Consider the following 25506-nt stretch of genomic DNA (forward strand, 5'->3'; position numbering starts at 1 on the left):
TATCGTCCTGCTCATCATAACGGTTTGTGGAAATTATCAGAAATCAGAGTTGACATTCTCGTCATGAACCAGTTTACTAGTACACAAGTTCACGCGAAGAAGGTATCTGAAAATGACTCACATTTTTTCTCTGCATGGCTGGTGGCGTACCTCCTGATCCCGGGCGGTGTCTTCACGTATGCGCAAGCATTCAGATACCAGGCCCGCTCACCGCGGGCTTTTTTTTGAACACAAACAGAGATACAGACCATGCAAACAGACAAACCGGCACTCGAACTGCTTACCTGCGACGGCCTTTATCGCGAAAACCCGACCGCGGTATTTCACCAGCTCTGCGGTGACCGCCCGGCGACGTTACTGCTGGAATCGGCGGATATCGACAGTAAAGACGATCTGAAAAGCCTGCTTCTTGTCGACAGCGCGCTGCGCATAACCGCCAATGGTGACACTGTCACGATTGAAGCGCTGAGCGCTAACGGCGCGTCGCTGCTCTCTCTACTGGATAACGCCCTGCCGGAAACTGTCACCGTTGAAGCCCGGCCACAGGGGCGCACGCTGCGCTTCCCGCCGGTAAGTACGCTGCTGGATGAAGATGAGCGTCTGCGTTCGCTGTCCGTGTTTGACGCGTTTCGTCTGTTGCAGGAGCTGGTGACGCTGCCGCAGGACGAGCGCGAAGCGATGTTCTTCGGCGGGCTGTTTGCCTACGATCTCGTCGCCGGGTTTGAAGAACTGCCGCCGCTTGCGCAAACCAACAGCTGCCCGGATTACTGCTTTTATCTCGCCGAAACGCTGCTGATTATCGATCACCAGACGCGCACCACCCGTATTCAGGCGAGCCTGTTTACGCCGGATGATGGTGAAAAAGCCCGCCTGAACCAGCGTCTCGCGCAGATCCAGCTGCAACTCCAGGAGCCGCCCGCGCCGCTGCCGGTTGAAACCGTGCCGCAGATGCAGTGCGAATGCAGCCAGAGCGATGAAGAGTACGGCGCGGTAGTGCGTGAAATGCAAAAATCGATTCGCGCCGGTGAGATTTTCCAGGTGGTGCCGTCGCGCCGCTTCAGCCTGCCCTGCCCGTCGCCGCTCGCGGCCTACGACACGCTGAAAAAGAGCAACCCGAGCCCGTATATGTTTTTCATGCAGGACAGCGATTTCGCGCTGTTCGGCGCGTCGCCGGAAAGTTCGCTGAAATATGACGCGCCGTCCCGCCAGATTGAAATCTACCCGATAGCCGGCACCCGCCCGCGCGGCCGCCGTGCTGACGGCTCGCTGGACCGCGATCTCGACAGCCGCATTGAGCTTGAAATGCGCACCGACCATAAAGAACTCTCCGAACACCTGATGCTGGTGGATCTGGCGCGCAACGATCTGGCACGCATCTGTACGCCGGGCAGCCGCTATGTGGCGGATTTAACCAAAGTGGACCGCTACTCCTTCGTTATGCACCTGGTCTCCCGCGTGGTCGGCGAACTGCGCCGCGATCTCGATGTGCTGCACGCTTACCGCGCCTGCATGAACATGGGCACGCTGAGCGGCGCGCCGAAAGTGCGCGCGATGCAGCTTATCGCCGGGGCGGAAGGCGAGCGTCGCGGCAGCTACGGCGGCGCGGTCGGCTATTTCACCGGTCATGGCGATCTCGACACCTGTATTGTTATCCGCTCGGCCTGGGTGGAGAACGGCATCGCCACGGTACAGGCGGGCGCGGGCGTCGTGCTTGATTCCGTCCCGCAATCCGAAGCTGACGAAACCCGTAATAAAGCCCGCGCGGTACTGCGCGCCATCGCCGCTGCCCATCACGCACAGGAGACTTTCTGATGGCCGACATTCTGCTGCTCGACAATATCGATTCCTTTACTTACAACCTGGCGGATCAGCTGCGCGCGAACGGACACAACGTAGTTATCTACCGTAACCATATTCCGGCCCAGACGCTGATTGAGCGCCTCGCCACCATGAACAACCCGGTGCTGATGCTTTCGCCAGGCCCCGGCGCGCCATCAGACGCGGGCTGTATGCCGGAGCTGTTAACCCGCCTGCGCGGCAAGCTGCCGATTATCGGCATCTGTCTTGGCCATCAGGCAATCGTTGAAGCCTACGGCGGCTATGTCGGCCAGGCGGGCGAAATTCTGCATGGCAAAGCGTCCAGCATTGAACATGACGGCAAGGCGATGTTCAGCGGTCTGATGAACCCGCTGCCGGTGGCGCGCTACCACTCGCTGGTGGGCAGCGATATTCCGGCCGGGCTGACGGTGAACGCGCACTTTAACGGCATGGTGATGGCCGTACGTCACGACGCCGATCGCGTCTGCGGTTTTCAGTTTCACCCGGAATCGATTCTGACCACGCAAGGCGCTCGCCTGCTGGAGCAGACGCTCGCCTGGGCGCTGACCCGCGCCGAGCAGCAAAACAGCGTCCAGCCGATCCTGGAAAAACTCTATCAGGCCGAGGTGCTGAGCCGCGAAGAGAGCCACCAGCTTTTCAGCGCGGTGGTGCGCGGCGAGCTGAAACCCGAACAACTGGCCGCGGCGCTGGTGAGCATGAAAGTGCGCGGCGAACACCCGGTTGAGATTGCCGGGGCCGCCAGCGCCCTGCTGGAAAACGCCGCGCCGTTCCCGCGCCCGGATTACGCTTTCGCGGATATCGTCGGCACCGGGGGCGATGGCAGTAACAGCATTAATATCTCTACCGCCAGCGCCTTTGTGGCCGCCGCGGTGGGGCTGAAAGTCGCCAAGCATGGCAACCGCAGCGTCTCCAGCCGATCGGGGTCGTCGGATCTGCTCGCCGCGTTCGGGATTAATCTTGAGATGAACGCCGACGCATCGCGCAAGGCGCTGGATGAACTGGGCGTTTGCTTTCTGTTCGCGCCGAAATACCACACCGGGTTTCGTCACGCGATGCCGGTGCGCCAGCAGCTGAAAACCCGCACGCTGTTTAACGTGCTGGGGCCGCTGATTAATCCGGCGCATCCGCCGCTGGCGTTAATTGGCGTCTACAGCCCGGAACTGGTGCTGCCGATCGCCGAAACCCTGCGGGTGTTGGGGTATCAGCGTGCGGCCGTGGTGCACAGCGGCGGTATGGATGAGGTGTCGCTGCACGCGCCGACGCAGGTCGCCGAACTGCGCGACGGCGAGATTCACAGCTATCAGCTTACGGCTGGGGATTTCGGCCTTGAGCCTTATGAACAGTCAGATCTGGCAGGCGGCACGCCGGAAGAAAACCGTGACATTCTGAGCCGCCTGTTACAAGGTAAAGGTGAGCGTGCTCACGAAGCCGCCGTGGCCGCCAATGTCGCCATGCTGATGCGTCTGCACGGCGAAGAGGATTTACAGGCCAACGCACGTAAAGTGCTGGCGGTGTTGCGCAGCGGCGCCGCTTATGACCGTGTTACCGCACTGGCAGCAAGAGGATAAGAGATGGAAACCGTTTTAGCGAAAATCGTCGCGGATAAAGCGCTGTGGGTGGAAGCCCGCAAGGCACAGCAGCCGCTGGCGAGCTTTCAGAATGATGTCGTGCCGAGCACGCGCCGCTTTTATGACGCGCTGCAGGGCGCCCGCACCGTTTTTATCCTGGAGTGCAAAAAGGCGTCGCCGTCCAAAGGCGTGATCCGCAGCGATTTTGACCCGGCGCGCATCGCAGGCGTGTACACACATCACGCCTCGGCAATCTCGGTGCTGACCGATGAGAAATATTTCCAGGGCAGCTTTGATTTCCTGCCCATCGTCAGCGCGGTTGCCCACCAGCCGGTGCTGTGCAAAGACTTTATTATCGACCCGTATCAGATTTACCTGGCGCGCTTTTATCAGGCCGATGCCTGCCTGTTAATGCTCTCGGTGCTGGACGATGAACAGTACCGCCAGCTCGCGGCGGTGGCGCATAGCCTCGGTATGGGCGTGCTGACCGAAGTCAGCAATGAAGAAGAGCTTGAGCGCGCGCTGCGCCTCGAAGCCAAAGTGGTCGGCATTAATAACCGCGACCTGCGCGATCTCTCCATCGATTTGAACCGCACCCGCGAACTCGCGCCGCGTCTGGGCCACGGCGTGACGGTGATTAGCGAATCCGGCATCCATACTTACGGCCAGGTGCGGGAGCTGAGCCGTTTCGCCAACGGTTTCCTGATTGGCTCCGCGCTGATGGAACATGACGATCTGGAATCGGCGGTGCGCCAGGTATTGCTTGGCGAAAACAAAGTCTGCGGCCTGACCCGCCCGCAGGACGCCCAAAGCGCCTGGCAGGCGGGTGCGCTCTACGGCGGCCTGATTTTTGTCGCTTCATCGCCGCGAGCCGTCAGCGATGAACAGGCCCGTGCGGTGATCGAGGCCGCGCCGCTGCGCTATGTCGGTGTTTTCCGTGACGCGCCGGTGGAGGACGTGGTTGCGAAAGCCAACGCATTTTCGCTTGCCGCCGTACAGCTGCACGGCGACGAAGACCAGACTTACATCAGCGCCCTGCGCGCCAGCCTGCCGGAAACGACCGCTATCTGGAAAGCGCAGAGCGTCAGCCACGCCCTGCCGCCGCGTAACCTCCAGTATGTTGACCGTTACGTGCTGGATAATGGCCAGGGCGGTACCGGCCAGCGTTTCGACTGGTCACTGCTTGAAGGGCAGACGCTGGACAACGTGATGCTGGCGGGCGGTCTCGGCGCGGATAACTGCGTGCAGGCCGCACAGCTCGGCTGCGCGGGACTCGATTTTAACTCCGGGGTGGAGAGCGCGCCGGGTATTAAAGACAGCGACAAGCTGGCAGCGGTATTCAGAACCCTGCGGGCTTACTAAAGGAAGGCAATGATGAGCACACTGTTAAACCCCTATTTTGGCGAATTTGGCGGCATGTACGTGCCGCAGATCCTGATGCCCGCCCTGCGTCAGCTGGAAGAGGCGTTCGTCAGCGCCCAGAGCGACGCCGAGTTTCAGGCGCAGTTTACCGACCTGCTTAAAAACTACGCCGGGCGCCCGACGGCCTTGACCAAATGTCAGAACCTCACCGAAGGCACCCGCACCACGCTCTATCTCAAGCGTGAAGATCTGCTGCACGGCGGTGCGCATAAAACTAACCAGGTGTTAGGACAGGCACTGCTCGCCAAACGCATGGGCAAAACGGAAATAATCGCCGAAACCGGCGCGGGGCAGCATGGCGTGGCTTCCGCGCTGGCGAGCGCCCTGCTCGGCCTCAAGTGTCGCATCTATATGGGTGCCAAAGATGTCGAGCGTCAGTCGCCAAACGTCTTTCGCATGAAGCTGATGGGCGCGGAAGTCATTCCGGTCTACAGCGGCTCCGCGACGCTGAAAGACGCCTGTAACGAGGCGCTGCGCGACTGGTCCGGCAGCTATGACCGCGCGCACTATATGCTCGGCACCGCCGCAGGCCCGCATCCGTTCCCGACTATCGTGCGTGAATTCCAGCGCATGATTGGCGAAGAGACGCGCGCGCAGATCATGGAAAAAGAAGGCCGTCTGCCGGATGCCGTGATCGCCTGTGTTGGCGGCGGCTCCAACGCCATCGGCATGTTCGCGGATTTCATTAACGAAACGAGTGTCGGCCTGATTGGCGTCGAGCCTGCCGGCCACGGTATCGAAACCGGCGAACACGGCGCGCCGCTCAAGCACGGACGCGTCGGCATCTATTTCGGCATGAAAGCGCCGATGATGCAGACCGACGACGGCCAGATTGAAGAGTCTTACTCGATCTCCGCCGGTCTCGATTTCCCGTCCGTTGGGCCGCAGCATGCGTACCTGAACAGCACCGGACGCGCGGAGTATGTCTCAATTACCGATGACGAAGCGCTGGAAGCCTTTAAAACGCTCTGCCGTCAGGAAGGGATCATCCCGGCGCTGGAGTCGTCGCACGCCCTCGCCCATGCGCTGAAAATGATGCGCGCCGCCCCGGAGAAAGAGCAGTTACTGGTCGTCAACCTGTCCGGGCGCGGCGATAAAGATATCTTCACCGTTCACGATATTTTCAAAGCACGAGGGGAAATGTAATGGAGCGTTATCAGCAGCTGTTTGACCGCCTGGCAGCCCGTAAGGAAGGCGCGTTTGTTCCCTTTGTGACGCTCGGCGACCCGTCGCCCGAGCAGTCGTTACAGATTATCGACGCGCTGGTGGAAGGCGGCGCTGACGCGCTGGAGCTCGGCATTCCGTTCTCCGATCCGCTGGCGGATGGCCCGACGATCCAGAGTGCGACGCTGCGCGCGTTCGCTTCGGGCACCACGCCGGATCAGTGCTTTGAAATGCTGGCCGCGGTGCGTCAGAAATACCCGGACTTACCCATCGGGCTATTAATGTATGCCAACCTGGTGTTCAGCCGCGGCGTGGACGAATTCTACGCCCGCTGCGCCGCCGTCGGCGTCGATTCGGTCCTGGTGGCCGATGTGCCGGTGGAAGAATCCGCGCCTTTCCGCCAGGCGGCGATGCGCCACAATGTTGCGCCAATTTTCATCTGCCCGCCAAATGCCGATGACGATCTGCTGCGCCAGATTGCCTCTTATGGCCGCGGTTACACCTATTTGCTGTCGCGTGCCGGGGTGACGGGCGCGGAAAACCGCGCCGCGCTGCCGCTGAACCACCTGATTAATAAACTCACCGAATACCACGCTGCACCACCGTTGCAAGGGTTCGGGATCTCAGAGCCTGCGCAGGTGAAAGCCGCTATTGAGGCCGGTGCCGCAGGCGCGATTTCTGGCTCGGCGATCGTCAAGATCATCGAGAACAACCTGAACGATCGCGCGGCGATGCTGGAGTCGCTGAAAACGTTTGTGCGCCAGTTAAAAGCGGCCAGTTTGCCTGCCTGAGCATTTCCTTCTTAAAAAAAGCGCGAGCCGTCGCGCTTTTATTTCCCCTGAATATCAGGGACATCCGGCTTTACATTCATAATTTCCCCTGCGAGTCCAGCGATACGATCGTGTTTTGAGCAAAATCTTAAGGCACACGTCGCATTTCTGACCAAAACTTATTCTCATGACAACGAAGCCCGGCCGCACTTGCAGGCCCGCCACAAAGGATTCCGCAGGTTTCGATGACATCAAGCGTTGGAGCCACATCTCGCGGCAGTGATGCCGCCCCGGCAGGAGAGCCGGAGCAAGGTGTGGCAACTGACTTCAGACCATAAACCGCGTGAAAACGTAACGCGCAATCGCAGCCAGAACGGTCTGGCTGGATTACGGGAAAGGGTGGAGGTGAAGATGATTAACCAGCATATGATGAATAAAGCTCGCCGTGCAGCACGTGAAGCACTGACCAAACGAAACGCCCGCAAATGGGATGAAGCCAACCGTATTATGCGCCAGGCGGCCGCCAGCGCATTTAACTGAGATGTGGAGTCTCAGGATGTACATTGCAGCACCTTACAGGACGCCGGCTTTACGCCTGACCCGGCAGCAATAAAAAAACCAACCCGTTGAGGTTGGTTTTTTTATTGCTGAGAAACGCGAGTGCGCAAACTCAGAAGCGGTAGCCCGCCGAGAACATAAAGACCCACGGATCGATGCGGGTATCGATGTTGTATTGTTTGCCACCGGTTTTAAATTTCACGGTGGTGTCGATATCCATGTACCAGACGGACATATTAATCAGCCAGTCTTTATTCACCATGTAATCCAGACCCACCTGACCCGCCGCGCCCCAGGAATCGTCAACGCTCAGATCGCTCAGGCCATTCTTTTTACCGGTATCGTTGAAGTCTTCGTCAAAGAAGGTGGTGTAGTTAATGCCCGCGCCGATATACGGGCGCAGTTTGCTTTGAGAATCGCCGAAATACCACTGGGCCATTAAGGTCGGTGGCAGTTGATGCACGGTTGCGAGATCGCCCGTCGGCCCAAGACCGACTTTATGGCGGAACGGCGTCGCGGCCAGCAGTTCAACGCCGATGTTGTCGGTTGCCATATAAGTAAAGGTCAGGCCGAGCTGCGTGTTGTTGTTAACCTTAAAGCCGCCCATGTGCAGCACATCGTCTGAGCCTTCTGTCGGACGCACCGTCGCCGTACCGGCGCGCATAAAGAATTCGCCAGCTTCATGTGCAGAGGCCATACCCGAAAAACAACTCGCTAATGCCAGCGCCACGATAAGTTTTTTCATTCCCGTTTCCCTTTTGTGGTTTTATTTGCCGGGTGAATATACTCACTACGAGTTAATAAGTGATCCAACAGAGATCACATTCGGGCCGCTAATTTAACATTCATTGATCTGAGTTAATTTTTGCCACCCTTATGGCTTCGATGAATTTGATTTCAGGTCAATTTTTCCCTTTTCACCGGGCGAAAATATATCTCTCGCCCCCTCTTGAAAGTCGTCCCGGCCGGGAATAATTTAGCTTCTTCACAATTTTGAAACGATGCGTTGTTTAGTTGCAGGTGAATGATGAGCGATCTGAACCCGTGCATGACGTGCGGAGCCTGTTGTGCTTATTTTCGTGTCTCTTTCTACTGGGCCGAAGCGGATGACGCGGGCGGCCTTGTCCCGGCGGCGCTTACCGAGCCGCTCACTCCTTTTCTGCGCTGCATGAGCGGCACTAACCAAAAACAGAGCCGTTGCGTGGCGTTGCAGGGCACGCCTGGCGAGGCGGTGCGCTGTACTATCTATGAAAACCGACCGTCGCCGTGTCGCGAGTTTGCGATGTCCGGCGAAGGCGGCGTGGAGAACGAGGCGTGCAATCGCGCCCGCGCCCGTTACGGTCTGCCGCCGCTTCCTGACAATTCCTTACCTGCTGCCGCCCTTTACAGCCCTGCCACTGCGCCATCATCCAGGGTACAATCGTCGGCGGAATAATATCTGCCAACCCAAGGAGTGTGCATGTCAATCACGGCAAAATCCGTTTACCGTGACACGGGTAATTTTTTCCGCAATCAGCTCGTCACCATCCTGCTGATTGCGCTGCTTTGCGCCTTTATTTCTATGATCCTCGGTCACGCCTTTACGCCGAACGCGGATCAGCTGGCTATTCTGAGCGAGGGCGACGCCATGACCAACAGCGCCAGCCTGTTCGAACTGGTGCAAAATATGACGCCGGAGCAGCAGCAGGTTCTGCTGAAAGCCTCGGCGGCGTCGACATTTTCTGGCATGTTCGGCAATACGCTGCTGGTGGGCGGCGTGCTGGTGCTCATTCAGGCGGTTTCCGCCGGGCAAAACGTCAGCGCGCTGCGCGCCATCGGGGCCTCCGCGCCGCTGCTGCCACGCCTGTTTATCCTGATCTTCCTCACCACTTTTCTGGTGCAGATGGGGATCCTGCTGGTGGTCGTGCCGGGCGTGATCCTCGCGATTGTATTGTCGCTGGCACCGGTAATGATGGCGCAGGATAAAGCCGGGATTTTCGGGGCGATGCGAAACAGCATGCGTCTTGCGTGGCGCAATATGCGTCTCGTCGCGCCTGCGGTGCTGCTGTGGCTGCTGGCTCGCGCCGCCCTGCTGCTGTTCGCGCCCGCGTTTGCCGCGCTGACGCCGCAAATCGGCGCGGTGGTTGCCGGAACGCTGAGCAATCTGCTGACCGCGCTGCTCCTCATTTATCTTTTCCGGTTGTATATGCTTATCCGGGAATAACCCTTCTGCCCGCGGCGGTGGTCGCTCGCGGGCCTTTTACGGAACCGATGTATGAAGCAGTTACTCGATTTTTTGCCGCTGATCGTCTTTTTTGTCGTCTATAAATTGCATGACATATTCTGGGCGACGGCGGCGCTGATCGTCGCCACCGCGCTGGCAGTGATCTATAGCTGGTACAAATACCGCAAGGTCGAAAAAATGACCCTGGTGACGTTTGTGCTGGTCGCGGTGTTCGGCGGGCTGACTATCTATTTTCACAACGCGGAATTCATTAAGTGGAAAGTAACCATCATTTACGCCCTGTTCGCAGGCGCGCTGCTGATTGGCCAGTGGGTGATGAAAAAGCCGCTGATCCAGAGCATGCTCGGCAAAGAAATTACCCTGCCCGCGCATGCGTGGTCGCGTCTTAACATCGCCTGGGCGCTCTTTTTCATTTTCTGCGGTCTGCTGAATATTTATGTCGCGTTCTGGCTCCCGGAAGCGGTGTGGATGAACTTTAAAGTGTTTGGCATTCCTGGCCTGACGCTGGTTTTCACTCTGCTGAGCGGTGTTTATATCTACCGTCATATGCCGCAGGAAGAGAAATAACACCCTTCCGCTCCACTGAAAAAACGCCCTGTGGCTTATGCCCGGGGCGTTTTTTTTGCGCCAGCGTTCCTTAACTCCTCATATTTTTTAAGCCATTACTCTCATCTGCACAACGATAAACCAATTGTGGAGAAATCATGGAGAATCCCGATTTTATGTTGTAATGATAATTATTATCATTATCATGCGGGCGAATGATTACATTTCTACACATAATGGAATAATTGATAATGTTTGAAAAAAAGCGTGGCATTCGCACACCGCTGGCGCTGGCGGTAGCTTCACTGCTTGGTGGCGGCACAGGTTTTACACAGGCGGCGGAGATGAACGACGGCGATGTAATGGTGGTTCAGGCAACCGCTGAGCAGGCGCTGAAACAGCAGCCCGGCGTCTCCATTATCACCGCAGAGGATATCGAGAAAGACCCGCCCGTGAACGACCTTTCAGACATTATTCGCAAAATGCCCGGCGTCAACCTGACCGGTAACAGCGCGAGCGGCAGCCGCGGCAACAACCGCCAGATTGATATTCGCGGCATGGGCCCGGAAAACACTTTAATTCTGGTTGATGGCGTCCCGGTCAGTTCGCGTAATGCCGTGCGCTATAGCTGGCGCGGCGAGCGCGACACGCGCGGCGATACCAACTGGGTGCCGGCGGAAATGGTCGAGCGCATTGAAGTGCTGCGCGGCCCGGCGGCGGCGCGTTACGGCAGCGGGGCTGCAGGCGGCGTAGTGAATATCATTACCAAACGCCCGACGAATGACTGGCACGGCTCGTTGTCGCTTTTCACTAACCAACCGGAAAACGATAAAGAAGGCGCGACGCGTCGCGCAAACGTTAGCCTCAGCGGCCCGCTGGCGGGCGATGCCCTGACGATGCGCCTCTACGGCAATATCAATAAAACAGACGCCGACGATTACGATATCAATACCGCGCAGAACGGCTCTTACGCCGCCGGGCGCGAAGGCGTGCGCAATAAAGACATCAACAGCGTTATCTCCTGGAAAATCACGCCGGAACAGATGCTGGATTTCGAATATAGCTACAGCCGCCAGGGCAATATCTACGCGGGCGATACGCAAAACAGCAACAGCAACGCCAGCCCGAACGGCCTTGTTCCGTCGCTTTATGGTCATGAGACTAACCGGATGTATCGCCAGAGTTACGGCATTACCCATAACGGCCTCTGGGACTGGGGCCAGTCGAAAACCGGTTTTTATTACGAAAAAACCAATAATACCCGTCTTCAGGAAGGCACCACGGGCCGCGTGGAAGGCATGATCACGGACGATAAATACACCACCAGCCGTCTCGAAAACTATCGCGCCAGCAGCGAAATCAACGTGCCCCTGGAATTAATGGTAGATCAGACCGTCACGCTCGGGGCCGAGTGGGATCGCGCTGAGCTTAACGATCCGGCCTCCATGCAGGCCACCAACGTCAGCGGTACAACCATCGGCGATATCTCCGGCGATGCTGCCTCGCGCAGCAGTAAAAACAGCGCCACGACGGGTGCGGTCTGGTTCGAAGATAATATCGACGTGTTGCCCGGCACGGCAGTAATTCCGGGGCTGCGTTACGATCACCACAGCCAGTTTGGCGGTAACTGGAGCCCGAGCCTGAACGTGTCACAGGAACTTGGCGATAACGTTAAGCTGAAGGCAGGCATCGCGCGCGCCTTTAAAGCGCCAAATCTGTATCAGTCGAGCAAGGGTTATCTGCTCTCCACGCGTGGCAACGGCTGCCCGATTGGCGTGAGCGGCAGTTGCTATCTGCTCGGCAATGACGATCTGAAACCAGAAATCAGCATCAATAAAGAGATTGGGCTGGAATACACCAAAGAGGGTTTTGATGCCGGCCTTACCTGGTTCCGTAACGATTACCGTAACAAAATTGTCTCCGGCGATCGCGTGGTGGGCATCGCCTCTAACGGCAACAATATTTTGCGCTGGGAGAACGGCGGCAAAGCCGTGGTCGAAGGGCTGGAAGGCAACCTGACGATCCCGGTCATGAAGGATGTGCTGAGCTGGCGCACCAATGCGACGTATATGATTAAGTCGGAAATGAAAAAGAACGGCAACCCGCTGTCGGTTATCCCGAAATATACCGTGAACACCATGCTCGACTGGCAGGTGACTGACAAGCTCTCCACCAATTTGAACTGGACCTTCTATGGTCGTCAGAAACCGCGCCAGGCGGCGGAAATTCGTCTTGAAGACGGTGGGAACCTTTCGCGTAAAGAGGTCGGCGCGTATTCCATCGTCGGCGTGGGCGTAAACTATGCGCTGACTAAAGATTTGCGCCTGAACGGCGGCGTCAGCAATCTGTTCGACAAAACGCTGTATCGAGAAAACGAAGGCGCTTCAACGTATAACGAACCGGGCCGTGCGTACTACGCGGGTGTGACGATGTCGTTCTGATGCCTCATGGGGGAGGCGCGCCTCCCCTTTTACCACAGCAAGATAACCCCGCTTTTCCCGTTTTTTCCTGCCTTTAGCGCTCTTAACCGGTGTTATTATACGGTCGCGCCACGCCCTTCAGGCTGCGCACGATGAACGAATAACACTAGCTGAGAAGCCCCATGACGACAGAGCAAGCCACTCCACAAGGTGAACTGGTTTTACGTACCCTGGCGATGCCCGCCGATACCAACGCCAACGGCGATATTTTTGGCGGCTGGCTGATGTCCCAGATGGATATTGGCGGCGCGATCCTTGCCAAAGAAATTGCCCACGGGCGCGTGGTAACCGTGCGTGTCGACGGCATGACGTTTCTGCGCCCGGTCGCGGTAGGCGATGTGGTGTGCTGTTACGCCCGCTGCGTCAAGCGCGGCAACACGTCGGTGACGATCAATATCGAAGTGTGGGTCAAAAAGGTCTCTTCCGAGCCGATTGGCCAGCGCTATCGCGCGACCGAAGCGCTGTTTATTTATGTCGCGGTCGATGACGACGGCAAACCGCGTCCGCTGCCGCCCGCGGCGTAATGGCAAAAAAAAGCCAGAGCTCAGCTCTGGCTTTTTTTCACATGCCGCGTTACTGCATCGTAGCGCCGCCATTAATGCGGAACACGATATTCACAATCAGCCCCGTACCGGGCTTACCGGCTTCGTAACGCCATTTGCGCATCGCCTGTTTTACTTCTCGTTCAAACATGTTGGCGGGTTTCGCCGACAGGATTTGCACATTCTCCACGCTGCCATCGGGTGCGACGTCAAATTTCACGCGCACCTGCCCTTCCATACGCAGCGCATAAGCGCGCGCCGGATATTGCGGCTGATTACGGCTTAGCGCGCGCGGGCCCGCGGGCGCGACATTCGCGGGCGCTGACGGCGCGGGCCGCGACGCAGGGGCCGTGGTACGCGCCGGGGAATTATTCTCAAACGGCGACGCCGGGCGCGGCTCAGCTGTTTTGACTTCCCGCTTCGGTGCCTCTTCCACCTTTTTCACCGGTTTGGGTTTCGGCTTAGATTTCGGTTTCGGCTTCGGTTTTTCAATAACGACCGGTGCTTCTTTCGGCGGCTCCGGTACAACTTCGGGTTCCGGTTCTGGCTCGGCGACAGGCTCCGGCGGCGGCGCCACCGCAGGCTTTGGCGGCTCCAACGATTCAGGCGCGACCATCGTCACGGAGATCGGCTGCGACGGTGCGGGCATCTCAACCACCTGATTTGCCGAGGTATATAGCACAGCCGCCGCCACAATGGCGCCGTGGATCGCGACGGAAAGCAGCGTCGGCCACGGAAAACGGCGAGGCATATCAAGGGTCATTGAAGTCATAGTCGTTTCACTGAATGAATGAGAGCTTAATTTTAAATGCAAATAGCAATCATATTCAACAACTCAGCCCGCTTCTGCGTCGTTTCTCAGGCGGAGTGCTGAAAATTCCTGCGCTGATGTTAAGGATTTAACAGGCCATTTAACTTTGCGTTGCACACCTGACGGCTTTCACCTACCGTTATTCACCTTGCCGTTTCATAAAAAGGAGTGCGACATGCTGTATGTCATTTACGCGGAAGATGTGGCTGATTCTCTGGACAAGCGTCAGTCGGTGCGCCCGGCGCACCTGGCGCGTTTACAACTGTTACGTGATGAAGGGCGTCTGCTGACAGCAGGGCCAATGCCTGCGGTGGACAGCAACGATCCGGGTGTAGCGGGTTTTACCGGCTCAACGGTAATTGCGGAGTTCGCCTCGCTTGAAGAAGCGCAGGCCTGGGCTGAGGCCGACCCGTATATTGCCGCAGGCGTTTACAAGACAGTCGCGGTAAAGCCTTACAAAAAAGTATTCTGACCGCGGCCGACAGGCTGCGTAGTGCAAAGGGCATTAACCGTTGGTGTGCCCTTTTTTTGCGCGGTCATTTTAGCAGCCGGGCGTTATTTCCCGCCCGGAACCAGTTGTAGCACCGTTGCCGAGGCATAGTGACGTGCGTTATGGCATCGATGAGACGTCACAAACTGACGCGCCGCTTCGCAGGCCGAAACACTTTCTGGCAGACGCTGACTGACGGTAACCGCCTCTTTTGCAAAACCAAAAATTCCGCTGGTTAATGTTCTGTCATCAACAGTTTTTGGCCTCGCTCCACAGGCGCCTTTGTGTAACAAAAATTTATGGATTTCTGTCAGAAATTCCTCTTGCTTAGTCATAAATGCTCCAGCAGTCACGAATGAAAGTTGCACCTGTAGGAATACAAGCTGTCGATGAAGATAATCTAACCTGGACTGACCAGAAACAATCGCCGGAAATAACATTAAAAAGGCTTCATTTTACATAAGAGCAATTATCACCGGCGGAAATACACGATATATGACAATTTGTGAATTTACGTTAAGTTTCGAAAAGTATTTTAAAGCATTGTTTTTTAATGGATTACTTTGATTCGATCAGCATAATCCCAAATCGAAAATATTCAAAAGCAACGAATTTTAGATGGTGGTTTTTTATACCAGAATATTCCTAATTTTATTCCAACCCATTAGCGCGACGCGAGAAGACAAGATCTAAAATTTACCTTAATGCACGCACGATTAAAGAGACGATAAAAAGAGGAATTTGGCGTAATTCAGACGACAGCGATAGAAGGTTTACGAAGGGGCGGTTTTGGCGATATTTCGGGGCACCGCAGGCGGTGCCCTTTCACTACGTTTAGCGATCGTGGATGGCGAACAGCAACGAATTGCGCTGACGATTCACAAGACATTTTCTGATAGCGTGAATTCGCATATTGCGTCGGGATTGTGCTTCCAGCCAGCGCGCTTTACGTCGTTGAGACTGCCGCTGCATGCGCCAGCGCCCAACTTCGGTTCTACTACGCCTCATTTCTGATACTCTTGACTGAAACAGAACCGTCATTATAGCCCCTTCCCGCCTGCAAACCAGCGCTTTTCTGACAGGTTCTTATTGGAGTGCGAAAGGGTTGTGCGTAAACTCTTAACGATACGCTTTTTAAAGGATTTTTAATCTATGACAACCTTCTACACGGTAGTGAGTTGGCTGATCATTCTGGGATACTGGCTACTCATCGCAGGCGTGACGCTGCGCATTCTGATGAAACGTCGCGCGGTTCCTTCTGCCATGGCCTGGCTGCTTGTCATTTATATTCTGCCGCTGGTCGGGATAGTCGCGTATCTGTCGGTCGGTGAGCTTCACTTGGGCAAACGACGCGCCGAACGCGCCCGCGCCATGTGGCCATCGACCGCGAAATGGCTGAACGATCTTAAAGCCTGTAAACATATTTTCGCCGAAGAAAACAGCGCGGTGGCGAGCGCCCTCTTTCAGCTTTGCGAGCGCCGCCAGGGCATCGCGGGCGTTAAAGGCAACCAGTTGCAGTTGCTGACTTCCTCTGACGACGTGATGCAGGCGCTGATCCGCGATATTCAGCTCGCCCGCCATAATATCGAGATGGTTTTTTATATCTGGCAGCCCGGCGGAATGGCCGATCAGGTCGCCGAATCGCTGATGGCCGCAGCGCGTCGCGGCGTGCATTGCCGCCTGATGCTCGACTCCGCAGGCAGTGTCGCCTTCTTTCGCAGCCCCTGGGCGGGCATGATGCGCAATGCAGGCATTGAAGTCGTCGAAGCGCTGAAGGTCAACCTGATGCGTGTGTTCCTGCGCCGTATGGACCTGCGCCAGCACCGCAAAATGATCATGATCGACAACTATATTGCCTACACCGGCAGTATGAATATGGTCGACCCGCGTTATTTCAAACAGGACGCGGGGGTCGGTCAGTGGGTGGATTTGATGGCGCGCATGGAAGGCCCGGTCGCCACCGCGATGGGCATCGTCTACTCCTGCGACTGGGAGATTGAAACCGGCAAACGCCTGCTTCCTCCGCCGCCGGATGCCAATATTATGCCTTTTGAGCAAGCGAGCGGACATACGATCCATACTATCGCGTCCGGGCCTGGCTTCCCGGAAGATCTCATCCATCAGGCGCTGCTGACTTCGGTGTATGCGGCGCGTGAATATCTCATAATGACCACGCCCTACTTTGTGCCGAGCGACGACCTGCTGCACGCCATCTGTACGGCGGCGCAGCGCGGCGTGGATGTGAGCATTATTCTGCCGCGTAAAAATGACTCCCTGCTGGTGGGCTGGGCGAGCCGCGCGTTCTTTAGCGAGCTGCTGGCGGCGGGCGTGAAAATTTATCAGTTTGAAGGCGGGCTGCTGCACACCAAAAGCGTACTGGTCGATGGCGAACTGAGCCTGGTCGGTACCGTTAATCTGGATATGCGCAGCCTGTGGCTTAATTTTGAAATTACGCTGGTCATCGATGACGCCGGATTCGGTGCCGATCTCGCCGAAGTGCAGGATGATTATATTTCTCGCTCGCGCCTGCTGGATGCGCGCCTGTGGGTAAAACGGCCCTTCTGGCAACGTGTGGTAGAGCGACTGTTTTACTTCTTCAGTCCGTTGCTGTAAAACGTGCCCAACATCATTTACTGGGGTAGTCACGATGGAAATGGATCTGAATAACCGCCTGACGGAAGACGAAACGCTTGAACAGGCTTACGATATTTTTCTGGAGCTGGCGGCGGACAATCTCGACCCGGCGGATATCATTCTGTTTAATTTACAGTTTGAAGAGCGTGGCGGCGCGGAGCTGTTCGATCCGTCTGAAGAGTGGCTGTCGCATGTCGATTACGATCTGAACCCGGATTTCTTCTCTGAGGTCGTCATTGGCCTTGCGGAGAAAGACGGCGATGAAATCACCGACGTCTTCGCCCGCGTGCTGCTGTGCCGCGAAAAAGATCACAAGCTGTGCCACATTCTGTGGCGTGAGTAATCACAATTCGCGCGGCATTCGCCGCGCAATTATTTCTCGTTCCTGATTTTTACCCCGCACGCCTGACAATAATTCGCCTGTTTTTGATATTTCGCGCCACATGCCGGGCAGCGCTGCGCCTCTTTTTTATCCGCCAGCGCGCTGGTCATTTGCGAAGTAATAATGCCGGTCGGAATAGCAATCACAGAATAGCCGATCAGAATGAGCAGCGAAGCCACCGCGCGGCCACCCGCGGTATGCGGCGTAATGTCGCCATAACCGACCGTCGTTACCGTCACCACCGCCCAGTAGACAGAGGTGCCAAGCGTGTTAAAACCGCTTGATGCCCCCTCAATGCCGTACATCAGCGCGCCTGCAATGACCATGACGATAGAAATAAACGCATAAAACGCGATGAGCTGATGGCGGGCATTCACAATGGCCTGCCAGAGCAGGCTGGAGGAGGACATGATGCGCAGCAGTTTCAGAATACGCAGCACGCGCACCGCGCGCAGCGTACGCCAGATAAAGAGGTAGTTCATGCCAAGCTCAGGCCAGAGCCAGAGCACATAGAGCGGCAGCACGGTCGCCAGATCGATAAGCCCCCAGAAGCTCAGCGCATAGCGCGCCGGATTCGGCCAGACCAGCAGGCGCAGCAGATACTCCAGCGTAAAGACAAAGGTAATGCCCATCTCAATCAATACGAAGACATGCCATTCGCTGTAAGTGAGATGATATTGCGTGCCGAGGCCGGACTCGATAAACACAACAATGACGCTGAAGAGCGCAAACAGCCCACAAAGCGCCTCAAAGCGGCGACCGCTGCGCTGATGCTGGTCGAAAAGAAAATGGTAGGCGCGCTGACGAAATTCGGTTATCCGTGACACGTTGTCCTCGCAAAAGAAAAGGGCTGGCACCTGCCAGCCCTTGCGATTATAACGGGTCCACCTTCAGGCAGGAAACCGCATGGCGGAAACTGCCTTCCAGCACCGGCCGCGTCTGGGCGCATTCCGGTCCGGCCATCGGGCATCGCGTGCGGAATACGCAGCCCGACGGCGGATTGATAGGCGACGGCAGCTCGCCTTCCAGCAACTGAATGGTTTTGTTTTTTTCGAGATCCGGGTCCGGGATCGGCACCGCCGACATCAGCGCGCGCGTGTAAGGGTGCAGCGGATGATGATAAACCTCATCATAAGTGCCAAGCTCCACGGCGTGTCCCAGATACATCACCAGCACGCGATCGGAAATGTGCTTCACCACCGCCAGATCGTGCGCGATAAAAATCAGCGACAGGCCCATCTCACGCTGCAGTTTTTGCAGCAGGTTCACCACCTGCGCCTGAATCGACACGTCGAGCGCGGAGACCGGTTCGTCGCAGATAATCAGTTTCGGCTCAAGGATCAGCGCACGAGCGATGCCGATACGCTGGCATTGGCCACCGGAGAATTCATGCGGGTAGCGGTTGACGAGGTTTGGCAGCAGGCCCACTTTCATCATCATCGCTTTTACGCGGTCACGGACTTCCTGACGCGGCATTTTCGGATGATAGGTGCGCAGCGGCTCGGCGATGATATCACCTATGGTCATACGCGGGTTCAGCGAAGCCAGCGGATCCTGGAAAATCATCTGGATATCGCTGCGCACATCGCGCCACTCTTCCTGTTGCATGCCCAGCAGATCTTTACCGAGCCACGCCACGCGGCCGCTGGTGGCTTTGACCAGACCAATAATCGCGCGCGCGAAGGTGGATTTTCCGCAGCCGGATTCCCCCACCACGCCCAGCGTTTCGCCTTCATACAGCCGCAGCGTCACGCCATCGACCGCTTTTAACGTTTTGGCCGGCTGCCAGAACCACTGTTTACCGTCTTTAATATCGAAATGCACCTTGAGATCGGCCACTTCGAGCAGAACTTTTCTCTCTTCAGCTACGGTGCTCATTTCAGCTCCTCCACCGGTTTAAAGCAGGCGCGCAGGCGGCCAGGGGCGAATTCTTCCAGCGGCGGCGTCGTGCTGCAGATTTCCATTGCGTGCGGACAGCGCGGCTGAAACGGACAGCCTTTTGGCAGGCGCAGGAGGTTCGGCGGGTTGCCCGGAATGGTGAGCAGGGATTCGCCTTCCGCATCGAGACGCGGCACGGCATTAAGCAGACCGATAGAATACGGGTGCGCCGGATCGTAAAAGACCTCACGCGCTTTGCCATATTCCATGGTGCGTCCTGCATACATCACCAGCACTTTATCGCAGATGCCCGCGACCACGCCGAGGTCGTGGGTGATCATAATGATGGCGGTGTTGAATTCGCGCTTAAGTTCGTTCAGGAGCGTCATGATCTGCGCCTGAACGGTCACATCGAGCGCGGTGGTCGGTTCATCGGCGATCAGCAATTTCGGACGGCACAGCAGCGCCATCGCGATCATCACGCGCTGGCGCATACCACCGGAGAATTCGTGCGGGTACATGCGCATGCGCTTGCGTGCTTCCGGCATTTTCACCGCGTCCAGCATCCGTACCGACTCTTCAAATGCCTCGGCTTTGCTCATGCTTTTATGCAGCATCAGCACTTCCATTAGCTGCTCACCAACGCGCATATATGGGTTCAGTGAGGTCATCGGATCCTGGAAAATCATCGAAATCTGCTCGGCGCGCAGGCGATTGAGCTCGCGCTCCGGCAGGTTGAGGATTTCACGGCCGTTAAACGTCGCCGAACCGCCGATGCAACCGTTGGCGGCCAGCAGACCCATCAGCGCGAACGCCGTCTGGGATTTGCCGGAGCCGGATTCGCCGACGATGCCGAGCGTTTCGCCGGCGCGCAGGCTGAAGTTGAGGTCGTTGACGGCGGTAACGTCGCCGTCGGGCGTCGCGAAAGTGACGCGCAAATCTTTGACGTCAAGCAGCGTCGCTTGAGACGCCGCGCTCTGTTGCGGCGCAGAGAGTTCAATGGTGCTCATGGCGGCACTCCTTAACGATCTTTCGGGTCGAGGGCATCACGCAAGCCATCGCCGATAAAGTTAAAACAAAACAGGGTGACCACCAGGAAACCCGCCGGGAAGAGCAGCAGCCAGGGCGACACTTCCATGGAGTTAGCGCCATCGCTCAGCAGCGCGCCCCAGGAGCTGAGCGGCTCCTGCGTACCGAGGCCGAGGAAGCTTAAGAAGGATTCAAACAGGATCATGCTTGGCACCAGCAGCGAGGCGTAAACCACCACCACGCCCAGCACGTTCGGCACGATATGACGCACGACAATGTTCGCCGTCGACACGCCGCCCACCTGCGCTGCTTCGATGAACTCTTTACGCTTCAGGCTGAGCGTCTGGCCGCGCACGATACGCGCCATATCAAGCCAGGAGACCATCCCGATAGCGACGAAAATCAGCAGGATGTTCTGACCGAAAAAGGTCACCAGCAGAATAACGAAGAACATGAACGGGAAGGAGTTAAGGATCTCCAGCAGACGCATCATCACCGAATCCACTTTGCCGCCGAGATAGCCGGAAAGCGAGCCGTAGAGCGTACCCACGATCACCGCCACCAGCGCCGCCGCGACGCCCACCATCAGCGAGATACGCCCGCCGATAGCAACACGCACCAGCAGGTCGCGGCCTGAAGAGTCGGTGCCGAACCAGTGGCCCGATTCGGTATCAGGTGGCGCGGACATCATGCCCCAGTCGGTATCGAAATAGCTGAACTGCGACAGCATCGGCGCGAGAGTGACGAACAGCGCAATCAGCGCCAGCACAATCAGGCTCGCCACCGCCGCGCGGTTATGCATAAAGCGACGGCGGGCGTCCTGCCACAGGCTACGTCCTTCTACTTCCAGTTTTTCACTGAAGTTTTCCAGCGCCTCGCTGTTTTTCTTACTCAACATCATGGCGTACTCCAGTGTCAGTAACGAATTTTCGGATCGATAACGGCATACAGCACATCGACGATCGCGTTAAACAGAATGGTCAGCGCGCCGACCAGAATTGTCAGGCTCAGTACCAGCGAATAGTCGCGGTTCAGCGCGCCGTTCACGAACAGCTGGCCAATGCCCGGCAGGCCGTAAATAGTTTCAATAACCATCGAACCGGTGATGATGCCGACAAACGCAGGGCCCATATAGGAGAGCACCGGCAGCAGCGCGGGTTTCAACGCGTGGCGCAGAATAATGCGGCGCATCGGCAGCCCTTTGGCGCGGGCGGTACGAATGAAGTTGGAGTGCAGCACTTCAATCATCGAGCCACGGGTAATACGCGCGATACTGGCGATATAAGCCAGCGACAGCGCGACCATCGGCAGGATCATGAATTTCAGCGCCCCGCCGTTCCAGCCGCCGCCCGGCAGCCAGTGCAGCGTTATCGCGAAGATCATGACCAGCAGTGGTGCCACCACGAAGCTTGGAATGACCACGCCGGTCATCGCCACCCCCATGACGGCGAAATCCCACTTCGTGTTTTGTTTGAGCGCGGCCATCACGCCTGCAGCCACGCCTAAAATCACCGCCAGTAAAAACGCCGCAGCGCCTAATTTCGCGGAAACCGGGAAGCTTGAGGCCACCAGATCGTTTACCGAATAATCCTTGTATTTAAAGGACGGACCGAAATCACCTTTCGCCAGTTGCTTCAGATAATTGAAGTACTGGGTCATGATGGGGTCGTTAAGATGATATTTCGCCTCGATATTCGCCATCACTTCCGGCGGAAGATTACGTTCGCCGGTAAAAGGACTCCCCGGCGCGAGACGCATCATAAAGAAGGAGATAGTAATTAGAATAAACAGCGTCGGAATCGCTTCCAGACAGCGACGTAAAATAAATTTCAACATTGCCCGTACCTTCTGGCGTGTGCCTTTGACTCACGGAAAAATAAGACACAGTGGGGCAGGACGCCCTGCCCCACGCATTGCCATTAATGTTTGATAATATACAGGTTTTTAACGTATACATTATCCAGCGGGTCTTTACCGGTGTAGCCACCGACCCACGGTTTCACCAGGCGGGCGTTCACGTAGTAATAAACCGGAACGATAACGGAATCTTTATCCAGTTGTTGCTCCGCTTTGTTGTAAAGCTCGCTACGCTGACCTTCGTCACTCACCTGCAGCGTCTCCTGCATCACCTTATCAAACGCGTCGCTCTTATAGTGCGAGGTGTTGTTCGAGCTGTTGGACAGCATGGTGTTCAGGAAGGATGTCGGTTCGTTGTAATCCGCACACCAGCCCGCACGCGCCACGTCAAAGTTGCCCTGATGACGGGTATCCAGGAAGGTTTTCCACTCCTGGTTTTCCAGCTTCACGTTCACGCCCAGGTTTTTCTTCCAGATGGACGCGGCCGCGATCGCCAGTTTTTTGTGCAGATCGGAGGTGTTGTACAGCAGATCGAACGTCAGCGGCTTGTCAGCGGTATAGCCCGCTTCGGCGAGCAGTTTTTTCGCTTCGGCGTTACGCTGTTCCTGGGTCATTTTAAACCAGGCCGGTTCGGTGAATTTCGCGCCGTCGGTGTACGGCGGGGTGTAACCATAGGCTGGCAGGTCGCCCTGGTTTTTCACTTTATTCACGATGATATCGCGATCCAGACCCAGCTTCAGCGCGGTACGGACGCGCGGATCGTTAAACGGCGCTTTCTGGTTGTTGATTTCGTAGTAGTAGGTGCACAGGTACGGGTCGACGTGCACTTCTTTCGGGATCTCTTTTTTGAGCTTCTGGAACAGTTCAATCGGCATGTTGTTATAGGTCATGTCGATTTCGCCGCTGCGGTAGCGGTTAACATCAGTGACTTCAGAAGAGATAGGCAGGTAGGTCACTTCGTTGATAACGGTTTTCGCGTTATCCCAGTAGTTGGTGTTGCGCTCAAGCACGATGCGCTCGTTCACCACCCAGGATTTCAGTTTGTACGCGCCGTTGGACACGATGTTTGCCGGCTGAGTCCATTTCTCGCCAAATTTCTCAACGACGGCTTTCGGCACCGGAGACATGGAGGAGTGAACCAGCAGCTTGTAGAAATACGGGACCGGCTCGCTCAGGGTGACTTCAAGCGTATGGTCGTCGATCGCTTTTACGCCAAGATCGGTGGCGGGTTTTTTACCGGCGATGATGTCGTCGATATTCGTAATGTGGCCGTATTGCAGGTAGCTTTCATACGGAGAGGCGGTTTTCGGGTCAGCCAGGCGCTGCCAGCTGTAAACGAAATCCTGTGCCGTGACCGGCTCGCCATTGGACCATTTTGCGTCTTTACGCAGATGGAAGGTCCAGACTTTAAAATCTTTGTTTTCCCACTTTTCGGCAACACCCGCGCTCGGGTGGCCTTCAACATCAGTAACCAGCAGACCTTCGAAGAGGTCGCGGTTGATGTTGGACTCCGGCACGCCTTCAATTTTATGCGGGTCGAGAGACTGTACTTCTGAACCGTTGTTGCGCACCAGCGTCTGCTTTTCCGCCAGTTGCACACCCGCAGGGACATTCGCAGCCATTGCGTTACCCGCGATTAGCGCAGAAAGGATCCCCGCAGCTACCAGACTTTTTTTTGTGATGATGGACATTGTGTTGGTACTCCACTCATTATTATTACTGACGAAAGTCAGCCCGTTCTCCCCTGACGGGGACCTGTGCAGCGCAGGAGCTTTCGCGTCTGCCAGGTGGTTTTCTTTTTTACAGCTTGCTATCACCGACTTTATTTATCACGGCCGCTCTCTGGCAGCCTGTCGTCGATTCTTTACTGCCCTTCCCTGTTTTAAGGACAGTCTCTTTGCGCGCTACCTGTTGGAGGAAAGCGCTTTCATACGAAAATCGTTCTCACCTGTTGATAATTCGCAGGCAAATGTTTTGCCGGAAAGTATCAAATGCGTGAATTGTGCGCCAATACAATTTACAAATTTGTTAACCGCTTCTCTTTTGTCATGAAGGACAATGTGGAGCCAGGCAGGCTGCAAAGTACAGATTTCTAATTATTATCCTGTTCATTCAACAGGTTACACAAAATCAGTCGTATGCGCGCGTCATGTCACTCTGCTCACAGCGCATCGCAACATAAAGTTAACAATTGAACAAAAATTAGCACATTTATCTGCGGTGGCGTTGAAATTACTAATATCATTTCGTTAAACCCGCATCAACACTCAAACTATCATGTGACAAAAATAACAGACTGATTGCTTTATTTATGAACGCAACGAATGTAACCGACACTGTAATTGATTGTTTTAATAATCAATTACCAGATATCAGATAAAGTTATGAGTAAAAAATCGAAACGCAGAGGGTTATAGGAAATGCTAATAATAAAAGAAAAAAGCGAAGCATCCGCTTCGCTTTTATGAGGAAAGAAAATGACTAGCTTACCAGGCCCGGAAAGAGCGCTTTAATCCCTGTCACGATAAATTCAATGCCCAGCGCCATCAATAATAGCCCCATGATACGGGTAATGACGTTAATGCCCGTCTGCCCCAGAAGGCGAACCAGCCACGGCGCGAGGCGAAACACCCCCCAGCAACACGCCGCGAAAAGCGCGATGGCGACCGTAAAGCCCAGCATATATTGCCAGCTGTGGTAACGCGTACCCCAGACGATAGTTGAACTGATTGCCCCCGGGCCCGCCATCAGTGGCAATGCCAGTGGTACGACGCCGATGCTTTCACGGATCGCCGTTTCTGACTTCTCCTGTTTGTTTTGCTTATCCTCACCCAGTTTCCCGCTAATCATCGACATCGCAATGGTGACAACCAGAATACCGCCAGCGATGCGGAAGGAGTCAATCGAGATGCCGAAAATCTGCAGTATGGCATCGCCGAGAAACAGCGATGTCCAGAGAATAATGGCCACGGAGAGGTTTGCCGTCAGATTGGTTTTATTGCGCGCCGCCGCGGTCTGATAGCTCGTCATACTAATGAAGACGGGAATGATGCCCACCGGGTTTACCAGTGCGAACAGACCAATAAAGAACTTAAAAAAGGTTGGCAAATCAAACAGCATAGAATTCAAGGGAAGCTCCGCAGATTGGTGAGGCAACGGCGTGCGTAATGTAATGCAAAACCCCTGCTTACGCTACGCCCTTACGCCTTTATACATTCCTGATCTCGCGCCCATTTGACCGCGTCGACCTGTGTTATTCTTTTGTTGATTTATGGTGATTTAATTATTCAAAAGTGTAGTAAATATATTAAC

The 25506-nt window shown here is 56.0% G+C and carries 26 protein-coding genes and 1 other annotated feature; of the genes, 15 read left to right on the top strand and 11 right to left on the bottom strand.

The genetic code is table 11. The features are described from left to right. The first annotated feature begins 112 nt into the window (after nucleotides 1-112). The 7 genes from trpL to ACUW6V_RS02000 all read left to right on the top strand — a co-directional run bounded on the left by trpL (nucleotide 113) and on the right by ACUW6V_RS02000 (nucleotide 7303). The gene (gene trpL, locus ACUW6V_RS01970) at nucleotides 113-157 is read left to right on the top strand and encodes a trp operon leader peptide (protein WP_108463469.1); all 45 of its coding nucleotides are present in this window, start codon (nucleotides 113-115) and stop codon (nucleotides 155-157) included. After that, nucleotides 134-226, top strand: a sequence feature (Trp leader region). It overlaps the preceding gene by 24 nt. 23 nt (nucleotides 227-249) lie before the next feature. Beyond that, nucleotides 250-1812, top strand: a complete 1563-nt coding sequence (locus tag ACUW6V_RS01975; RefSeq protein ID WP_454037928.1) for an anthranilate synthase component 1 — start codon at nucleotides 250-252, stop codon at nucleotides 1810-1812. After that, nucleotides 1812-3407 (top strand): bifunctional anthranilate synthase glutamate amidotransferase component TrpG/anthranilate phosphoribosyltransferase TrpD, encoded by a 1596-nt coding sequence (gene trpD, locus ACUW6V_RS01980; protein ID WP_454037929.1) that lies wholly within the window; start codon nucleotides 1812-1814, stop codon nucleotides 3405-3407. Before ACUW6V_RS01975 ends, trpD begins: the two co-directional genes overlap by 1 nt. A 3-nt stretch (nucleotides 3408-3410) precedes the next feature. Further along, nucleotides 3411-4769 carry a bifunctional indole-3-glycerol-phosphate synthase TrpC/phosphoribosylanthranilate isomerase TrpF gene (trpCF, locus tag ACUW6V_RS01985; RefSeq protein ID WP_105545993.1) on the top strand — a complete coding sequence of 453 codons (1359 nt, stop codon included), beginning with the start codon at nucleotides 3411-3413 and terminating at the stop codon, nucleotides 4767-4769. 12 nt (nucleotides 4770-4781) lie between these two features. Continuing rightward, a complete protein-coding gene (gene trpB, locus ACUW6V_RS01990; protein WP_012124565.1) occupies nucleotides 4782-5975 on the top strand; it encodes a tryptophan synthase subunit beta in 1194 nt (397 codons plus the stop codon). Further along, entirely contained in the window at nucleotides 5975-6784 is an 810-nt protein-coding gene (gene trpA / locus ACUW6V_RS01995; RefSeq protein ID WP_004385016.1) for a tryptophan synthase subunit alpha, read from the top strand. The genes trpB and trpA overlap by 1 nt, the downstream gene beginning before the upstream one ends. Before the next feature lie 291 nt (nucleotides 6785-7075). Then, nucleotides 7076-7303: a hypothetical protein gene (locus ACUW6V_RS02000; RefSeq protein ID WP_007698390.1), complete on the top strand. Its 228-nt coding sequence runs from the start codon at nucleotides 7076-7078 to the stop codon at nucleotides 7301-7303. 130 nt (nucleotides 7304-7433) lie between these two features. Here ACUW6V_RS02000 and ompW read toward each other — a convergent pair whose 3' ends face one another. Next, nucleotides 7434-8066, bottom strand: coding sequence for an outer membrane protein OmpW (ompW, locus tag ACUW6V_RS02005; RefSeq protein WP_004385014.1), 633 nt, complete (start codon nucleotides 8064-8066; stop codon nucleotides 7434-7436). 282 nt (nucleotides 8067-8348) lie between these two features. Between ompW and ACUW6V_RS02010 the strand changes: the two genes are divergently transcribed. The 5 genes from ACUW6V_RS02010 (at nucleotide 8349) to yciA (ending at nucleotide 13095) form a co-directional block, all read left to right on the top strand. Continuing rightward, nucleotides 8349-8756 (top strand): YkgJ family cysteine cluster protein, encoded by a 408-nt coding sequence (locus tag ACUW6V_RS02010; protein ID WP_004385013.1) that lies wholly within the window; start codon nucleotides 8349-8351, stop codon nucleotides 8754-8756. Between the two features lie 24 nt (nucleotides 8757-8780). Next, entirely contained in the window at nucleotides 8781-9524 is a 744-nt protein-coding gene (locus ACUW6V_RS02015; RefSeq protein ID WP_007868279.1) for a YciC family protein, read from the top strand. Between the two features lie 51 nt (nucleotides 9525-9575). After that, nucleotides 9576-10112, top strand: coding sequence for a septation protein A (locus tag ACUW6V_RS02020; protein ID WP_007775538.1), 537 nt, complete (start codon nucleotides 9576-9578; stop codon nucleotides 10110-10112). Nucleotides 10113-10342: 230 nt separating this feature from the next. Further along, the gene (locus ACUW6V_RS02025) at nucleotides 10343-12532 is read left to right on the top strand and encodes a TonB-dependent siderophore receptor (RefSeq protein WP_454037930.1); all 2190 of its coding nucleotides are present in this window, start codon (nucleotides 10343-10345) and stop codon (nucleotides 12530-12532) included. Between the two features lie 161 nt (nucleotides 12533-12693). After that, nucleotides 12694-13095: an acyl-CoA thioester hydrolase YciA gene (gene yciA / locus ACUW6V_RS02030; RefSeq protein WP_007890010.1), complete on the top strand. Its 402-nt coding sequence runs from the start codon at nucleotides 12694-12696 to the stop codon at nucleotides 13093-13095. Between the two features lie 49 nt (nucleotides 13096-13144). Here yciA and tonB read toward each other — a convergent pair whose 3' ends face one another. After that, nucleotides 13145-13876 (bottom strand): TonB system transport protein TonB, encoded by a 732-nt coding sequence (gene tonB / locus ACUW6V_RS02035; protein ID WP_171966138.1) that lies wholly within the window; start codon nucleotides 13874-13876, stop codon nucleotides 13145-13147. Nucleotides 13877-14099: 223 nt separating this feature from the next. Here tonB and ACUW6V_RS02040 point away from each other — a divergent pair, with 223 nt between their 5' ends. After that, nucleotides 14100-14396: a YciI family protein gene (locus ACUW6V_RS02040; RefSeq protein WP_007868299.1), complete on the top strand. Its 297-nt coding sequence runs from the start codon at nucleotides 14100-14102 to the stop codon at nucleotides 14394-14396. An 83-nt stretch (nucleotides 14397-14479) separates the two neighbouring features. Here the strand turns inward: ACUW6V_RS02040 and ACUW6V_RS02045 are convergent, their stop codons facing one another. Together ACUW6V_RS02045 and ACUW6V_RS02050 are read right to left on the bottom strand one after the other, a co-directional pair. Then, nucleotides 14480-14749 (bottom strand): hypothetical protein, encoded by a 270-nt coding sequence (locus ACUW6V_RS02045; RefSeq protein WP_454037931.1) that lies wholly within the window; start codon nucleotides 14747-14749, stop codon nucleotides 14480-14482. Between the two features lie 499 nt (nucleotides 14750-15248). After that, nucleotides 15249-15422 carry a YciY family protein gene (locus tag ACUW6V_RS02050; protein ID WP_100207185.1) on the bottom strand — a complete coding sequence of 58 codons (174 nt, stop codon included), beginning with the start codon at nucleotides 15420-15422 and terminating at the stop codon, nucleotides 15249-15251. A gap of 144 nt (nucleotides 15423-15566) precedes the next feature. On the opposite strand from ACUW6V_RS02050, the gene cls reads away from it, so the two are divergent. Further along, nucleotides 15567-17027: a cardiolipin synthase gene (gene cls, locus ACUW6V_RS02055; protein WP_007850578.1), complete on the top strand. Its 1461-nt coding sequence runs from the start codon at nucleotides 15567-15569 to the stop codon at nucleotides 17025-17027. Between the two features lie 34 nt (nucleotides 17028-17061). Then, entirely contained in the window at nucleotides 17062-17391 is a 330-nt protein-coding gene (locus ACUW6V_RS02060; RefSeq protein WP_004385008.1) for an HI1450 family dsDNA-mimic protein, read from the top strand. A 29-nt stretch (nucleotides 17392-17420) separates the two neighbouring features. Here ACUW6V_RS02060 and ACUW6V_RS02065 read toward each other — a convergent pair whose 3' ends face one another. From ACUW6V_RS02065 to ACUW6V_RS02095, 7 genes are all read right to left on the bottom strand, one after another. Continuing rightward, complete coding sequence (locus tag ACUW6V_RS02065) at nucleotides 17421-18257, bottom strand: ion transporter (RefSeq protein ID WP_014728736.1); 837 nt, start codon at nucleotides 18255-18257, stop codon at nucleotides 17421-17423. 46 nt (nucleotides 18258-18303) lie between these two features. Continuing rightward, nucleotides 18304-19308, bottom strand: coding sequence for a murein tripeptide/oligopeptide ABC transporter ATP binding protein OppF (gene oppF / locus ACUW6V_RS02070; protein ID WP_004385006.1), 1005 nt, complete (start codon nucleotides 19306-19308; stop codon nucleotides 18304-18306). Then, on the bottom strand, nucleotides 19305-20318 hold the full coding sequence (gene oppD, locus ACUW6V_RS02075) for an oligopeptide ABC transporter ATP-binding protein OppD (RefSeq protein ID WP_454037932.1): 1014 nt from the start codon (nucleotides 20316-20318) through the stop codon (nucleotides 19305-19307). The genes oppF and oppD overlap by 4 nt, the downstream gene beginning before the upstream one ends. An 11-nt stretch (nucleotides 20319-20329) precedes the next feature. After that, on the bottom strand, nucleotides 20330-21238 hold the full coding sequence (oppC, locus tag ACUW6V_RS02080; protein ID WP_004385004.1) for an oligopeptide ABC transporter permease OppC: 909 nt from the start codon (nucleotides 21236-21238) through the stop codon (nucleotides 20330-20332). 14 nt (nucleotides 21239-21252) lie between these two features. Next, nucleotides 21253-22173, bottom strand: a complete 921-nt coding sequence (oppB, locus tag ACUW6V_RS02085; protein WP_004385003.1) for an oligopeptide ABC transporter permease OppB — start codon at nucleotides 22171-22173, stop codon at nucleotides 21253-21255. A gap of 83 nt (nucleotides 22174-22256) precedes the next feature. Beyond that, nucleotides 22257-23885 (bottom strand): oligopeptide ABC transporter substrate-binding protein OppA, encoded by a 1629-nt coding sequence (gene oppA, locus ACUW6V_RS02090; protein WP_007850594.1) that lies wholly within the window; start codon nucleotides 23883-23885, stop codon nucleotides 22257-22259. Between the two features lie 790 nt (nucleotides 23886-24675). Further along, nucleotides 24676-25314 carry a YchE family NAAT transporter gene (locus ACUW6V_RS02095; RefSeq protein WP_004385002.1) on the bottom strand — a complete coding sequence of 213 codons (639 nt, stop codon included), beginning with the start codon at nucleotides 25312-25314 and terminating at the stop codon, nucleotides 24676-24678. Nucleotides 25315-25506: the final 192 nt, after the last annotated feature.

Source organism: Cronobacter sp. 153480017-3, from assembly GCF_053627815.1.

Bases quoted from the DNA above. Each gene is read 5' to 3' on its own strand.
- ACUW6V_RS01975 (WP_454037928.1), top strand. From the start codon at position 250: ATGCAAACAGACAAACCGGCACTCGAACTGCTTACCTGCGACGGCCTT.
- trpD (WP_454037929.1), top strand. From the start codon at position 1,812: ATGGCCGACATTCTGCTGCTCGACAATATCGATTCCTTTACTTACAAC.
- trpCF (WP_105545993.1), top strand. From the start codon at position 3,411: ATGGAAACCGTTTTAGCGAAAATCGTCGCGGATAAAGCGCTGTGGGTG.
- trpB (WP_012124565.1), top strand. From the start codon at position 4,782: ATGAGCACACTGTTAAACCCCTATTTTGGCGAATTTGGCGGCATGTAC.
- trpA (WP_004385016.1), top strand. From the start codon at position 5,975: ATGGAGCGTTATCAGCAGCTGTTTGACCGCCTGGCAGCCCGTAAGGAA.
- ompW (WP_004385014.1), bottom strand. From the start codon at position 8,066: ATGAAAAAACTTATCGTGGCGCTGGCATTAGCGAGTTGTTTTTCGGGT.
- ACUW6V_RS02010 (WP_004385013.1), top strand. From the start codon at position 8,349: ATGAGCGATCTGAACCCGTGCATGACGTGCGGAGCCTGTTGTGCTTAT.
- ACUW6V_RS02015 (WP_007868279.1), top strand. From the start codon at position 8,781: ATGTCAATCACGGCAAAATCCGTTTACCGTGACACGGGTAATTTTTTC.
- ACUW6V_RS02020 (WP_007775538.1), top strand. From the start codon at position 9,576: ATGAAGCAGTTACTCGATTTTTTGCCGCTGATCGTCTTTTTTGTCGTC.
- ACUW6V_RS02025 (WP_454037930.1), top strand. From the start codon at position 10,343: ATGTTTGAAAAAAAGCGTGGCATTCGCACACCGCTGGCGCTGGCGGTA.
- yciA (WP_007890010.1), top strand. From the start codon at position 12,694: ATGACGACAGAGCAAGCCACTCCACAAGGTGAACTGGTTTTACGTACC.
- tonB (WP_171966138.1), bottom strand. From the start codon at position 13,876: ATGACCCTTGATATGCCTCGCCGTTTTCCGTGGCCGACGCTGCTTTCC.
- ACUW6V_RS02040 (WP_007868299.1), top strand. From the start codon at position 14,100: ATGCTGTATGTCATTTACGCGGAAGATGTGGCTGATTCTCTGGACAAG.
- ACUW6V_RS02045 (WP_454037931.1), bottom strand. From the start codon at position 14,749: ATGACTAAGCAAGAGGAATTTCTGACAGAAATCCATAAATTTTTGTTA.
- ACUW6V_RS02050 (WP_100207185.1), bottom strand. From the start codon at position 15,422: ATGAGGCGTAGTAGAACCGAAGTTGGGCGCTGGCGCATGCAGCGGCAG.
- cls (WP_007850578.1), top strand. From the start codon at position 15,567: ATGACAACCTTCTACACGGTAGTGAGTTGGCTGATCATTCTGGGATAC.
- ACUW6V_RS02060 (WP_004385008.1), top strand. From the start codon at position 17,062: ATGGAAATGGATCTGAATAACCGCCTGACGGAAGACGAAACGCTTGAA.
- oppF (WP_004385006.1), bottom strand. From the start codon at position 19,308: ATGAGCACCGTAGCTGAAGAGAGAAAAGTTCTGCTCGAAGTGGCCGAT.
- oppD (WP_454037932.1), bottom strand. From the start codon at position 20,318: ATGAGCACCATTGAACTCTCTGCGCCGCAACAGAGCGCGGCGTCTCAA.
- oppC (WP_004385004.1), bottom strand. From the start codon at position 21,238: ATGATGTTGAGTAAGAAAAACAGCGAGGCGCTGGAAAACTTCAGTGAA.
- oppB (WP_004385003.1), bottom strand. From the start codon at position 22,173: ATGTTGAAATTTATTTTACGTCGCTGTCTGGAAGCGATTCCGACGCTG.
- oppA (WP_007850594.1), bottom strand. From the start codon at position 23,885: ATGTCCATCATCACAAAAAAAAGTCTGGTAGCTGCGGGGATCCTTTCT.
- ACUW6V_RS02095 (WP_004385002.1), bottom strand. From the start codon at position 25,314: ATGCTGTTTGATTTGCCAACCTTTTTTAAGTTCTTTATTGGTCTGTTC.